Origin of the sequence: Bradyrhizobium sp. NAS96.2 (assembly GCF_001908235.1) — a bacterium.
Classification (GTDB): Bacteria; Pseudomonadota; Alphaproteobacteria; order Rhizobiales; family Xanthobacteraceae; genus Bradyrhizobium.
Window position 1 is genome coordinate 32007 of sequence record NZ_LGHK01000071.1, and the last position, 13792, is coordinate 45798.

General features: G+C 65.2%; 10 protein-coding genes. All 10 read right to left on the reverse strand.

Annotated features, from left to right (window positions below; all coding sequences use genetic code 11):
* Positions 1-4 precede the first annotated feature (4 nt).
* Positions 5-715, reverse strand: coding sequence for an HAD family hydrolase (locus AC628_RS16505; RefSeq protein ID WP_074127840.1), 711 nt, complete (start codon positions 713-715; stop codon positions 5-7).
* A gap of 84 nt (positions 716-799) precedes the next feature.
* The gene (locus AC628_RS16510; RefSeq protein ID WP_074127842.1) at positions 800-994 is read right to left on the reverse strand and encodes a hypothetical protein; all 195 of its coding nucleotides are present in this window, start codon (positions 992-994) and stop codon (positions 800-802) included.
* 154 nt (positions 995-1148) lie between these two features.
* Positions 1149-1502 (reverse strand): acyl-CoA thioesterase, encoded by a 354-nt coding sequence (locus AC628_RS16515; protein ID WP_143201647.1) that lies wholly within the window; start codon positions 1500-1502, stop codon positions 1149-1151.
* An 89-nt stretch (positions 1503-1591) separates the two neighbouring features.
* Entirely contained in the window at positions 1592-3688 is a 2097-nt protein-coding gene (locus tag AC628_RS16520; protein ID WP_074127846.1) for a 3-hydroxyacyl-CoA dehydrogenase NAD-binding domain-containing protein, read from the reverse strand.
* A 2-nt stretch (positions 3689-3690) separates the two neighbouring features.
* Positions 3691-4974 carry an acetyl-CoA C-acetyltransferase gene (locus AC628_RS16525; RefSeq protein WP_074127848.1) on the reverse strand — a complete coding sequence of 428 codons (1284 nt, stop codon included), beginning with the start codon at positions 4972-4974 and terminating at the stop codon, positions 3691-3693.
* Positions 4974-7241, reverse strand: a complete 2268-nt coding sequence (locus tag AC628_RS16530) for an acyl-CoA dehydrogenase (RefSeq protein WP_074127851.1) — start codon at positions 7239-7241, stop codon at positions 4974-4976. Before AC628_RS16530 ends, AC628_RS16525 begins: the two co-directional genes overlap by 1 nt.
* A gap of 315 nt (positions 7242-7556) precedes the next feature.
* Entirely contained in the window at positions 7557-8801 is a 1245-nt protein-coding gene (locus AC628_RS16535) for an SMP-30/gluconolactonase/LRE family protein (RefSeq protein ID WP_074127852.1), read from the reverse strand.
* Positions 8802-9214: 413 nt separating this feature from the next.
* Entirely contained in the window at positions 9215-9838 is a 624-nt protein-coding gene (locus AC628_RS16540; protein ID WP_074127855.1) for a flavin reductase family protein, read from the reverse strand.
* Between the two features lie 160 nt (positions 9839-9998).
* Positions 9999-10607 (reverse strand): TetR/AcrR family transcriptional regulator, encoded by a 609-nt coding sequence (locus tag AC628_RS16545; protein WP_050424051.1) that lies wholly within the window; start codon positions 10605-10607, stop codon positions 9999-10001.
* A 21-nt stretch (positions 10608-10628) separates the two neighbouring features.
* Positions 10629-13766: an efflux RND transporter permease subunit gene (locus tag AC628_RS16550; RefSeq protein WP_074127856.1), complete on the reverse strand. Its 3138-nt coding sequence runs from the start codon at positions 13764-13766 to the stop codon at positions 10629-10631.
* Positions 13767-13792 lie beyond the last annotated feature (26 nt).

The window sequence follows — 13792 nt, forward strand, 5'->3', positions numbered from 1 at the left end:
CGATTTACCAAGTCATGGCCGACGCAACCAGGCGGATCAATTCCGGATCGTCGAACGCCCGGGCGCTGGCGACGGCGCCCGCCGCGAGCAGATCGGCATGACTGAGCCCGGTTCGCATCCCGATCGTCGCGATGCCGGCGGCTGTGGCGGACTGAATGCCGGAGCGCGAGTCCTCGAACGCCAGTGACGCCGATGCCGCCGCGCGCGCGAGGCGCAGCCCCTCGAGATAGGGCAACGGGTGCGGCTTGCCGTGCGCCAGCTCGTCGCCGATCACGAGGGCCTTGAAACGGTGCGCGATGCCCAGTCCCGAGAGCAGCAGTTCGGCGTTCGGGCGCGGCGCATTGGTCACCGCCACCATCGGCACGCCGGCGCGATCGGCGCGGTCGAGCAGCGCCATTAATCCCGGCACCGGCACGATCTGGCCGCTGACCAGTTCGCGGAAGATCCGCTCCTTCTCGCTGAGGATGCTGGCGCGGCGCTCAGGCGGCTCGTGGGCGAGGAAGCGCTCGCCGATCGACGCGTTGGAGAAGCCTTGCAGCTCCCTGCCGAAGCGCGCGTGATCGAACGAATGTCCATGCGGGCCGAGCACCCGGTTGAACGCGGCCAGATGGAGTGGATCGCTGTCGGCGAGCGTGCCGTCGATATCGAACAGCAGCGCCCCTTGTGTCTGCGACGCTCCTTGTGTCTGCGACGCTTGGCCTTGTGTCTGCGACATCCGGGGAAATATTCCGTGATTCCGGATGCATCAATACAGCCTCTTGCGGCGCGCGCAAACGGCGCACCGCAGCTCATTGGCCGATCAGGAAGCGACCTGCAAAATTTGCCCGGTGACAAGGCGTCGCGCCGCACGCTCGGCCTCGCGTGCGTTGCGGAAGATTTGGCCTTCAAGGGCCTGGAAAAGGTGCGAGGCTGCAAAAAACGCGTACCCGCGTGCGTCGCGCACCACGATACCCGCGGTTTGTGAATTTACCTCGATCACGCAGCAGTCTGACATTATCGGCCTCGGTTTGATTCCGGGCCGACAACGGCGTCGCCGCCTGTTTGTTCCTCGGTTTATTTGCGAAGTGAAGCGCTGTTTTTGCAGCTCCGGTCTCAGTTTCGACGCGTTTTACTCGCGCCGAATCAGCGGCGTTTTCGCGCGAAAAACGTCAGGTCGAAATCGTCGCGCCGTCGCGCTGGATCGGTTGCGGATGGCCCTGCTCGTCGATCGAGACATAGGTGAAATTGCCGTCGGTGACGAGGATCGATTGCTGCGCGCGGCGGCGCAGCACCCAGGCTTCGAGATGCACCGTGATCGAGGTGCGGCCGACGCGCACGAGGTTGGCGTGCACCGAGACCAGATCGCCGACATAGACTGCCTTGCGAAAATTCATCGCGTCGATCGCGACCGTCACAGTGCGCGACTTCGCAACCTTGCCCGCGAACACGCCGCCGCCGAGATCCATCTGGCTGAGCAGCCAGCCGCCGAAGATATCGCCATTGGCGTTGGTGTCGGCCGGCATCGCCAACGTGCGGATGCAGAGATCGCCCTGCGGCTCGTTGCCGCTGATCGGCGGCGCGTGAACATGAGTCTCGGGTGCTTGGGTGTCGGTCACTTGAAGCCCTCCCAGCCGGTATCCGGCGCAAATCGCCCGCCGAACTTGCGCATCAGCGATTGCATGGTCGACACGATATTGTCGATGCCGCGGCTGCGCGCATAGTTGAGCGGGCCGCCACGGAACGGCGCATAGCCGGTGCCGAAGATCATCGCGCCGTCGACCATGTCGGGATCGTCGACGATGCCTTCGCGCAGGGCGGCGACGCAGACATTCGAGATCGGCAGCACCAGCCGATCAATCATTTCATCGCTCACCTTCGGGCCGGTCTCCGGCAGCGGCGATTTCTCCGCCTTGCCGTCCTTCCAGGTATAGAAGCCCTTGCCGGTCTTCCGGCCGAGCTCGCCCTTGGCGACTTTTTCGCGCAGCCAGGCAGGCGTCGGCGGCAGCGTGTCACCGAACTTCGAGCGCAGCATGTCGCCGACATCGAGGCAGATATCGAGGCCGACCTGGTCGGCGAGCTCGATCGGGCCCATCGGCATGCCGAACTCGACGGCGGCCGCGTCGATCAGGCGCTGGTCGGTCTTCTCGTCCAGCATCATCATCGCTTCCAGCATGTAGGGCGTCAGCGCGCGGTTGACGAGGAAACCCGGCGAGCTCTTCACCGGCAGCGGCAGGCGATCGATGGCGCCGACAAAGGCCAGCGCCTGCCTGAGCAGGCTGGCATCGGCGCTGTCATGGCTGACGACCTCGACGAGTTGCAGCCGCGACACCGGATTGAAGAAATGCAGGCCGAGCAGCCGCTCCGGCGTTGCAAGCGTGGTACGCAGATCCTGCAGCGGGATGCTCGACGTGTTGGTGGCGAGGATCGCGCCCGGTTTCATCTTCGGCTCGAGGCCGGCATAGATCTTCTGCTTCAGCTCGAGCTTTTCCGGCACCGCCTCGATGATGAGATCTGCGTTGCGGACGCCCTCGCCGTCCATGTCGGGGATCATCCGGTCGAGCGCGTCGCGCTGGTCGATCTTCTTGCGCATGATCTTGCCGAACAGCTCGGACGCGCGCTTCATCGCGCCGGCGATTGGCTCCGGCTTCATATCTGCCAAGGTCACCCGCATGTCCTGGTTGGCGCACCAGGCCGCGATATCGCCGCCCATGGCACCGGCGCCGATGACATGCACGTGCTGCACCTTGTTGCCAGAGCCTGCGACCTTCTTCATCTGCTCGCGCAGGAAGAACACGCGGATCAGGTTCTGCGCAGTCGGCGTCACCATCAGATTGGCGAACGAGGCCTTCTCCGCGTTCAGCATCGCCGAGCGGTTGCCAGCATGCTTCTCCCAGAGCTCGATTAGCGCGTAGGGCGCCGGATAATGCTTGCGCGGCGCCGCCTTCTCCGCCTCGCTGCGCATCCGCGAGGCGAGGAAGCCCCTGACCGGCCCGAAGTTGAGCAGCGAATTGAGCGCACCGGGCCTGGCGCGCTTGAGCCGGCCGAACACCGCGTCCTTCACCGCGTTGCGGACGTGGCGCTCCTGGGTCACGGCATCGACCAGGCCGAGCGACTTGGCGCGGCGCGCGTCGATCGTCTTGCCGGTCAGCATCAAGGTCATTGCCTGCATCGGGTTGACCAGCTCGGTGAAGCGCACGGTGCCGCCGAGGCCGGGATGCAGGCCGAGCATCACCTCGGGAAAGCCGAACCGCGCGTCGTCGATCGCGATCCGCATCTGACAGGCGAGCGCGACCTCGAGGCCGCCGCCGAGGCAGAAGCCATGGATCACGGCGACCGACGGCACGCGCATCGCCTCGAGCCGGTCGATTACCGCATGGGCGCGGCCGATCGCGGTCTCGACCGCGCCGGGGTCGGTGACGCCGCGAAACTCGTTGACGTCGGCGCCGGCGATGAAGCCGCTTTTCTTCGCCGAGCGCACCACGAGGCCGGTCGGCCGCTGGTTCTCCAGCGCCGTGACGATGGCATCGAGCTCTTCGAGCAGATCGGCGGACAGCGTATTGGCGCTGGCGCCGGCGCGGTCGAACAGCAGCCAGGCAATGCCGTCCTCGTCCCGCGTCAGCTTGAAATTCCTGTACGGGCTGTCGGCGGCCGGCTTCGGCCCGAGCTCGAGCACGCGATCGGCGAGAAGGTCCATGATCCGTGAATCCATGATCACACCATCTCAATCAACATCGCGCCGCCCTGCCCGCCACCGATGCATTCGGTGGCGACGCCGCGCCTGGTGCCGAGCCGCTTCATCGCATTGATCAGATGCAGCACGATGCGGTTGCCACTGGTGCCGACGGGATGGCCGAGGCTGATCGCGCCGCCATCGACATTCAGCTTCGCGCGATCGATCTCGCCGGCCGCGCCGTCAAGTCCCAAAATCTCCCGGCAGAACTTGTCGTCGTTCCAGGCGGCGAGGCAGCCGAGCACCTGGGTCGCAAAAGCCTCGTTCAGCTCCCAGGTCTCGACGTCCTGCAAGGTCATGCTGTTGCGCTTGAGCAGCGCGCTCGCCGACAGCACCGGGCCAAGGCCCATGATCGAGGGATCGAGCGCCGACCACTGGCTGTCGAGGATGACGGCCTTCGGCGTCAGCCCGTGCTTGGCCACCGCGGTCTCGGACGCCAGGATCACCCAGGAGGCGCCGTCGGTGATCTGCGAGGAATTGCCGGCGGTGACCTGGCCCCACGGGCGCTCGAACACCGGTTTCAGCTTCGCCAGCGTCTCGGCTGTCGAGTCCGGCCGGACGCCGTCATCATGATCGTAGAACTTGCCGTCGCGCGAGAACGCGGTCTCGACCTCGCCTTTGAGGAAGCCCTCCTTCTGCGCCTTCGCCAGCCGCTGGTGGCTCTCGGCCGCGTAGGCGTCGGATTGCGCACGGGTGATGCCGAAGAGGTGGCCGACCTTCTCGGCGGTCTGGCCCATGTTGAGCTCGGTGATCGGATCGGTCAGCCCGCGCTCGAGGCCGATGATCGGCTTGAAGTAGCTCGGCTTCACCTTCAGTGCGGCGGCGATCCTGGCGCCCAACCCCTTGGCGCCGGCAAAGCCGGCAAACCAGCGCACGCCGGAATTGGGCCAGACCAGCGGCGCGTGGCTCAGTGCCTCGGCGCCACCGGCGAGGATCAGATCGGAGATGCCCTCGCGGATGTAGCGATAGCCGGTGTCGATCGATTGCATGCCGGAGCCGCAATTGATCTGCACCGTGAAGGCGACCATCTGCTCGCCCATGCCGAGGCGCAGCGCCGCGACCCGCGCCGGGTTCATCTCGTCGGCGATCACGTTGACGCAGCCGAGGATGACCTGGTCGAAGGCGCTGGGCGCGAACGGCTGCCGCGCCAACAGCGGCCGGCCGCATTGCACGGCGAGATCGACCGGGGTGAAGGGGCCGGGACCGGAGCGCGCCTTCAGGAACGGCGTCCGGCTGCCGTCGACGATAAAGACTGGTCGCGCCATCAGCTCGCCGCCCTCTGCTCACCAAGCTCCTGGAAGAACTGATGCACGTCGGCGGATTTCTTGTAAATCGGGGACAGCGCCTCGGGCGCAAAATCATCGACCTCGATGACTTTTGCGACGGCCTCGTGGGCGGCGGCAAGCTTCTCGCCGTCATCCTGGGTGATGACGCCCTTCCTGACCGCCTCCTGCCAGTCATGCAGCCGCGCCGCGCGCAACTGTTTGGCCGCATCCTCGGCCGCGGTGACGAGGCGGAAGGCCTTTTCCAGCCGCGCGATGCCGCCGTCGTCCTCGACAAAGGCGAGGTCCGGCGTCAGGCGGTCGCGCGCCGCGGATGGCGACAGCACGAGCTGGGCGCACAAATGCACGACGCGATCAGACGGGCCGGTGACGCGGGCGCCGAACGGCTGGATCAGGAATTTCAGCAGCCATGCCACCGGGCGGTTCGGCAAATTGGCGAGGATCTCCGCAAAACGGTTCTCGATGGTCTTGAAGCCCGATGCCATGCACCATTCGAGCGCAGGCAGATCCTCCCTCTGCCGGCCCTCGTCCTGCCAGCGCTTCAGCGCGGCGGAGAGCAGATACAGTTCAGACAGGATGTCGCCGAAGCGCGCGGAGAGCATTTCCTTGCGCTTCAATGCACCACCGAGCGTGAGCAGCGCCATGTCGGCGCACAGCGCGAACGCCGACGAATAGCGCGAGAGCTGGCGATAGAACTTTGTTGCATCGCCGGCATCCGGCGCCGGCGCGAACAGGCCAAAGCTCCAGCTGCGGCCCCAGGCACGGAACATGGTCGCGAAGCTGTGGCCGACATGCTTCCAGAACGCAGTGTCGAAGGCCGTGAGGCCCTTGTCGCGATCGGGCTCACTGAGCGCGTTCATCTCCTGCAAAAGGTAAGGATGCGCGCGGATCGCGCCCTGCCCGAACACGATCAGATTGCGGGTCAGGATGTTGGCGCCCTCGACCGTGATGCCGACCGGCACCGAGCGGTAGAGCCCGCCGAGATAGTTCTGCGGCCCGTCGATCACGGCCTTGCCGCCATGGATATCCATCGCGTCGTCGATCGCGATCCGCATCCGCTCGGTGGCGTGCAGCTTCATGATCCCGGAAATGACGGCGGGATGATGCCCCTCGTTCAGCGCAGCGCAGGTCAGCCGCCGCGCGGCGTCGAGCAGATAGGCGGTGCCGGCGATGCGCGCCAGCGGCTCTTCGATGCCCTCGAACTTGGAAATGGAAATGCCGAACTGCTCGCGGATGCGGGCATAGGCGCCGGTGGTGCGCGCGGCATAAGCCGCGCCCGCGGCCGACAGCGACGGCAGCGAGATGCCGCGGCCGGCGGCGAGCGCCGTCATCAGCATCTTCCAGCCTTGCCCCAAACGCTCCTGGCCGCCGATGATGTAGTCGAGCGGGATGAAGACGTCCTTGCCCCAGTTCGGGCCGTTCTGGAACACCTGCATCGCCGGCAGATGGCGGTGGCCGATCGAGACGCCGGGCAGATGCGTCGGGATCAGCGCGACCGTGATGCCGAGCTCGTCCTCGTTGCCGACGAGGTGATCGGGATCATAGGCCTTGAAGGCAAGGCCGAGCAGTGTCGCGACCGGACCGAGCGTGATGTAGCGCTTGTGCCAATTCAGCCGCAAGCCCAGCACCTCGCGGCCTTCGAAATTGCCCTTGCAGATGATGCCGGTGTCGATCATCGAGGCAGCATCGGAGCCGGCCTCCGGGCTGGTCAGGCCGAAGCAGGGAATGTCCTGGCCCGCGGCCAAACGCGGCAGCCATTTGTCCTGCTGCTCTTTGGTGCCGAAGCGCATCAGGAGTTCGCCCGGCCCGAGCGAGTTCGGCACCATCACAGTGACGGCCGCGGTCAGCGAGCGCGACGAGATTTTCCGCACCACTTCGGAATGCGCATAGGGCGAGAAGCCGAGGCCGCCGAATTCCCTGGGAATGATCATGCCGAAGAACTTCTTGGCCTTGATGAAGGCCCAGACCTCGGGCGGCAGATCGCGCCATTCCCAGTTGATCTTCCATTCGTCGAGCATCGCGCAGAGCTCGTCGACCGGACCGTGCAGGAAGGCATTCTCCTCGTCGGTCAATCTGGCCGGCGCGAACGCCAGCAGTTTCGACCAGTCGGGATTGCCGGTGAAGAGATCGGCGTCCCACCAGACGTCGCCGGCTTCCAGCGCCTCGCGCTCGGTGTCCGACATGGTCGGCAGCACGCCACGCGCCCAGGAGAAGATCGGCTTGGAAAGGTAATCGCGGCGGAAGCTCATGGTGGGGTCCTCATGGATCGGCGGCGCGGATGCATAATCCTATCGGAAAGTGCCGCTCCCCGGTGAACACTTCGCTGTTCAAATAAAGCGAAATTGACGCGGCCAAGCCGCCGTTTGTTAACGGCAGGCCGCGCGTTCAGTTCCGAAAGCTGAGGTGCGACAATCAGGTAGCGGGATGGCGAATTCACCTCTCCCTTGGGAGAGGTCGGCGCGCAGCGCCGGGTGAGGGGTCACGGTCTCTCGTTGGAGCAGCACCCCCTCACCCGATTTGCTTCGCAAATCGACCTCTCCCCGCTGGGGAGAGGTTTAGTCAGATCACGCCGGCCCGGCGCCCTGGGTCGCGGTATAGACTGCGTAGAGCGACTGGCTTGCGGCCATGAACAGGCGGTTGCGCTTGGGGCCGCCGAAGGTGATGTTGCCGCAGACTTCGGGCAGCCGGATGCGGCCGAGCAGCTTGCCTTCCGGCGACCAGCACGTCACGCCGTTGTAGCCGACCGCGCGGCCGGCGTTGCTCGAGCACCAGACGTTGCCGTTGACGTCGCAGCGGATGCCGTCCGGTCCGCACTTCACGCCGTCGATCATGAAATCGCTGAAGCGCTTTCCATTGGTCGGCTTGTTGTCGGGCCCGACATCGAACACGAAGACGTCCCCCTTGCCGCCCGCGCCGGTATCGCCCGGTCCCTTGCCGGTCGAGACGACGTAGAGCTTCTTGTAGTCCGGCGAGAAGCAGATGCCGTTCGGATCCGGCACCTGGTCCTCGCTCACCACGAGATCGATGCGGCCGGAGGGATCGATGCGGTAGCAATTGGTCGGCAGCTCGCGCTTGGCCGGCGCGAAGCCGGCCGGCTGGCCGATCCGGGGATTGAGCTTGCCGGCGGAATTGCCGGGGCCGCCGGCTGCGTCAGGCTCGCCCTCATAGAGCTGGCCGCCATAAGGCGGATCGGTGAACCAGTAGCTGCCGTCGGGATGCGCGACGATGTCGTTCGGCGAGTTCAGCCGCTTGCCTTGATAGTTATCGGCAAGCACGGTCGCGGTGCCGTCATTCTCGTAGCGCGTCACGCGCCGGGTGAGATGCTCGCAGGACAGCTGGCGGCCCTGGAAGTCGAACGAATTGCCGTTCGAGTAGTTCGACGGCATGCGGAACACGCTGACGTGACCGTCATCCTCCGACCAGCGCATCTGCCGGTTGTTCGGGATGTCGCTCCACAGCAGATAGCGGCCCTGCGAGCTCCAGGCCGGGCCTTCCGCCCACAGCAGACCGGTATGGAGGCGCTTGATCGAGGTGTTGGGCTGGGCCAGGTCGTTGAAGGACGGATCGACCGCGATGATGTCGGGGTCCCAGAAATAGGTGGTCGGCGCACCGCGCGGACTGAAGTCGCGCGGCGGGCTGGTGATGGTCGTCGGCGGCCCGACCGGCGCGGGCGCGTTCTGGGCCAGCGCGCCACTGACGCCGGTTGCGGCAGCGGCCGCCCCCACCGCCAATCCCTGGACAAGTGTTCGCCGTGAAACGTTCGGATCGCGCCGCTCTTCTGTTGGATTGCTCCGCGGTTGACGTGTCATCGCATCCTCCCACTCTGTTGGCCGGCCGTTGATCCGGCCTGGCGCGCGGGAGGTTAGACTGCTCGCCCCGAGGTTGCGAGTGACGGTTTTTCATCCCCGAGGCAGAAATTTCACATTGTTGTGGTTTCTGCTTCCGTCATTGCGAGGCGAAAAGGCAAAGCGCTGTACTCGTACTCGCCATAAGCCCTCTTCATTCGTTTGATGCGTCGCGCCACACTCACAACTGTCGTCCCTGCGAACGCAGGGACCCATACGCCGCGGCGGGTGTTGTGAATGGAGCTCGTCGTTTCAGCGTCATGCAACAATGAACATTCGTGGTTGGGTCCCTGCATTCGCAGGGACGACACTGAGTGTGTTGCGCGAATTGTGAGGCGAACGTCCGTTGGCTCGCAATGGCGGTTACATGGACAGGATCAATCCGGCCGGAGCATCTCGAACATGTTTTCCGGCTTGATCTCGAAATAGTCGCCCCGCCGCCCGGCGCGGACGATCGGGTGCGCGAGACCGGTCTGGTAGACGCCGTCCTTGATGAAAGCCTTGTCGATGTGGACGGCGACGACCTCGCCGAGCGTCAGCCAGGCCTCGGCCTTTTTGCCGTCGGCGCCCTGGAGCTGGATGATCTGGCTCACCTTGCATTCGAACGACACCGGGCTTTCGGCAACGCGCGGCACGTTGACGAGCTTGCCGGGTACCTGCGTCAGCCCCGCGAGCTTGAACTCGTCGACATCGCGGGCGACATGCGCCGCGGTCGCGTTCATGTGCTTGGCCAGATCCATCGTCGCCAGGTTCCAGACGAACTCGCCGGTGTCCTGGATGTTGGCGACGCTGTCCTTCCAGTTGGTGGAGGAGAAGCCGATGATCGGCGGCACATAGCAGAAGGCGTTGAAGAAGCTGTAGGGCGCGAGGTTGACGTTGCCGCCCTTGTCACGCGAGGCGATCCAGCCGATCGGCCGCGGCGCCACGATGGCGTTGAACGGGTCGTGCTTCAGGCCGTGTCCGTTCTTCGGCTCGTAGAAATGCAGGTCTTTCGCGGTCACGGTGCGGCCCCTTTGGTAGCCCGGATGGAGCGCAGCGCAATCCGGGGCGATCTCGCAAGCGGATCAAATACCCGGATTACGCTGCGCTCCATCCGGGCTACAGCGTCGCTTCGCTCGCAATGACAGGAGAGTCAACTGACGAAAACGTCAGCCCTGGCGCTCAATGGGCGCGGGCGCGTGGCGACAGGCCGGCGATCACGAAATCGATCATCTGGTCGATGGTCGGGCCCGGCTTGGTGGCGCACTGGGCGATCATCTGCGGGTGGAAGAACCGCATCATCGCCGTGCAGGCGCACAGCGCGGCAACCTCGAGATCCTCGACCTCGAATTCGCCCGAGGCCACGCCCTGCGCGATCACCTCGCCGATGATCTGGCCGATCAGCTCCATATGGGCGACGCAGACTTCCCAGTCCTCCTGCATCGCGATCTCGACCATCTCGTGCAGCTTGGAGTCGCCGACATAGCGCTCGGTGTTCATCCGATTGATGGTCGTCATCATCTGGCGCAACCGCGTCGCCGCCGGCCCCTCCGACCGCGCGATGCGCTGTGCCTCGATCTCGACCTCGCCCATCAGGCCGCGCGCCACGCCTTCGTGGATCGACTTCTTCGAATCGAAGAAGCGGTACACGTTGGCGGGGCTCATCCGCAGCTCTTTGGCGATGTCGGCGACCGTGGTCTTCTGGTAGCCGATCTGCCGGAACAAGCGCTCCGCCACCACGAGAATCCGTTCGCGGGTGTCGGTTTCGCTATGTTCCGAGATCAGTGTCATGTTGGCCTGCTCAATCTTCAATTATTCGGCCGCCTCAGCAAGTGGAAATGCGAGTTGTCCTTTTCCCGCATGCTGCGGCGCAGTATCGGTCTGCTCAGGGCCGCTCTCCTCGAGGGTCTTGCGGAACCAGAGGGCGTAAAGGCCCGGCAGATACAGCAAGGTCAGGAAAGTCGCAACAAACAAACCGCCCATGATGGTGATCGCCATCGGGCCCCAGAACGCCGAGCGCGACAGCGGGATCATCGCGAGGATCGCGGCGAGCGCGGTCAGCACCACCGGCCGGGCGCGCCGGACGGTGGCCTCGACGATCGCCTCGCGCCGGGTCAGGCCGGACGCCACGTCGCTCTCGATCTGATCGACCAGGATGACCGTGTTGCGCATGATCATGCCGGCGAGCGCGATCAGGCCGAGCAGCGCCACGAAGCCGAACGGCTGGTTGGCGACGTTGAGCCCCAGCGAGGCGCCGACGATGCCGAGCGGCGCGGTCAGGAACACCAGGGTCAGGCGCGAGAAACTCTGCAGCTGGATCATCAAGAGCGTCAGCATCACCATCACCATCACGGGGAAGAGGATGAAGATCGACGCATTGCCCTTGGCGGATTCCTCGAACGCCCCGCCCGGCTCGATCCGGTAGGCCGGCTCGAGATGGGCCTGGATATCCCTGAGCTTCGGCGCGATCTGGTTGGTGACGTCGGGCGCCTGCACGCCGTCGACGACATCCGAGCGCACGGTGATCGCCATGTCGCGGTTGCGCCGCCACAGGATCGGCTCCTCATGCTCATATTCGATTTTTGCAATTTGCTGCAGCGGGACCGCCACACCGTTGCGTGACGTGATGGTGAGGTCGCCGACCCGGCCGAGATCGAGCCGTTCGGACGGCACCGCACGGGCGACCACGCCGACCTTCTCGATGCCGTCGCGGATCGTGGTGACCGGCGCGCCCGAGATCAGCATCGCCAGCGCCTGTGAGACGTCCTGCGGGGTGAGGCCGAGCGCACGCGCCCGATCCTGGTCGACGGCGAGCTTCAGGTAGGGCGACTGCTCGTTCCAGTCGAGCTGGACGTCCTTGACGTTCTTGTTCTGGCGCATGACCTCGCGCACCTGATAGGCGATGTCGCGCACCTTGTTGGCATCGGGCCCGATCACGCGGAACTGGACCGGGAAGCCGACCGGCGGACCGAAGTTGAAGCGGTCGACGCGGACCCGCGCCTCGTTCAGCGCGCCGTCGGCGGCCGCCTGCTCGATCTTCGCCTTGACGCGCTCGCGCGCCTCGACGTTCTTGGCGAGGATGACGATCTCGGCAAAGGCCTCGTTCGGCAGCTGCGGGTTGAGGCCGAGCCAGAAGCGCGGCGAGCCCTGGCCGACATAGGCGGTGTAGGTCGCAATGTCCTCGTCGCCCTTCAACAGCCCTTCGGCCTGCTTCACGGCCTTCTCCGTGACGTTGAAGGCGGTGCCTTCCGGCAGGCGGAGCTGCAGGAACAGCTCGGGCCGCTCCGACAGCGGGAAGAACTGCTGCTGGACGTGGCCGAAGCCGACGATCGCGGCGACGAAGACGCCGACGGTTGCCGCCACCACCTTGATGCGGTGATCGACGCACCACTGCACGACGCTGCGCAGGCCACGATACATCCGCGTCTCGTAGATCGCGTGCGGATCGTGGTTCTGGTGCACCTTGATGTTGGGCAGCAGCTTGACGCCGATATAGGGCGTGAAGATCACCGCGACGAACCAGGAGGCGACCAGCGCGATCGCCACGATCCAGAAGATGCCGCCGGCATATTCGCCGACCGCCGAATTGGCAAAGCCGATGGGGAGGAAGCCAGCGGCTGTGACCAGCGTCCCCGTGAGCATCGGAAACGCGGTAGATTCCCAGGCAAAGGACGCCGCCTTCATGCGGTCCCAGCCCTGTTCCATTTTCACCACCATCATCTCGACCGCGATGATGGCGTCGTCGACCAGGAGGCCGAGCGCGATGATCAGCGCGCCGAGCGTGATGCGGTGCAGGTCGAGCGACATCGCGTTCATCACGATGAAGACGATGCCGAGCACCAGCGGTACCGACAGCGCCACGACGATGCCGGTGCGCCAGCCGAGCGCGACAAAAGAGACGAATAGCACGATCGCGAGCGCCTCGACGAAGGAGTGCACGAACTCGCCGACGGCGTGCTCGACCACCTTGGGCTGGTCGGCGATCTGCTGGACGTCGACGCCCTGCGGCACCGCCTTCATGAACTCGGCGGTCGCCTGCTGCACTTCCTTGCCGAGCTCGAGGATGTTGGCGCCCTTGGCGGTGACGACGCCGATGCCGAGCGCCGGCTTGCCTTCCTGGCGCACCTTGAAGCTCGGCGGATCGACATAGCCGTGGCTGACGGTTGCGATATCGCCGAGCCGGAACACGCGGCCGTTGCTCTCGACCGGCGTCTCGGCAACCGCCTTGACGCCGTCAAGCGCACCGGTGACGCGCAGCGGCACGCGCTGCGACGAGGTCTCGACGGTGCCGGCGGGCGTCACGTTGTTCTGCTTGGCGAGCGAGTCGAACAGCGCCTGCGGCGTGATGCCGAGGGTCGCGAGCTTGGCGTGCGAGAACTCGACGAAGATGCGCTCGTCCTGGGTGCCGTAGAGATCGATCTTGGTGACACCCGGCACTTTCAGCAGGCGCTGGCGGAAGCCTTCGGCGACCTTCTTGAGCTGCGCGTAACTGGCGCCGTCGCCGGTCATCATATAGAGGATCGAATCGACGTCGGAGAATTCGTCGTTCACGACCGGACCGAGGATACCGGCGGGCAGCTCGCCCTGCACGTCGACCAGCTTCTTGCGCAGCAGGTAGAAGAGATAGGGCACGTCCTTCGGCGAGGTCGAATCCTTGAAGGAGACCTGCATCGCCGTGAAGCCCGGCTTGGAATAGGTCTGCACCTTGTCGAAGAACGGCAGCTCCTGCAGCTTCTTCTCGATCGGATCTGCGACCTGCATCTGCATTTCCTGCGAGGTCGCGCCCGGCCACATCACCGAGACGTTCACCACCTTGACGGTGAAGAACGGATCCTCGGCACGGCCGAGCTTCTCATAGGAGAAGAAGCCGGCGGCGCCGAGGATGATCATCAGGAACAGCACCAGCGTCGGATGGCTGACCGCCCAGGCCGAAAGGTTGAAGCGCTTCATCGAACTCTCCAGGTCCAAATCGTCTC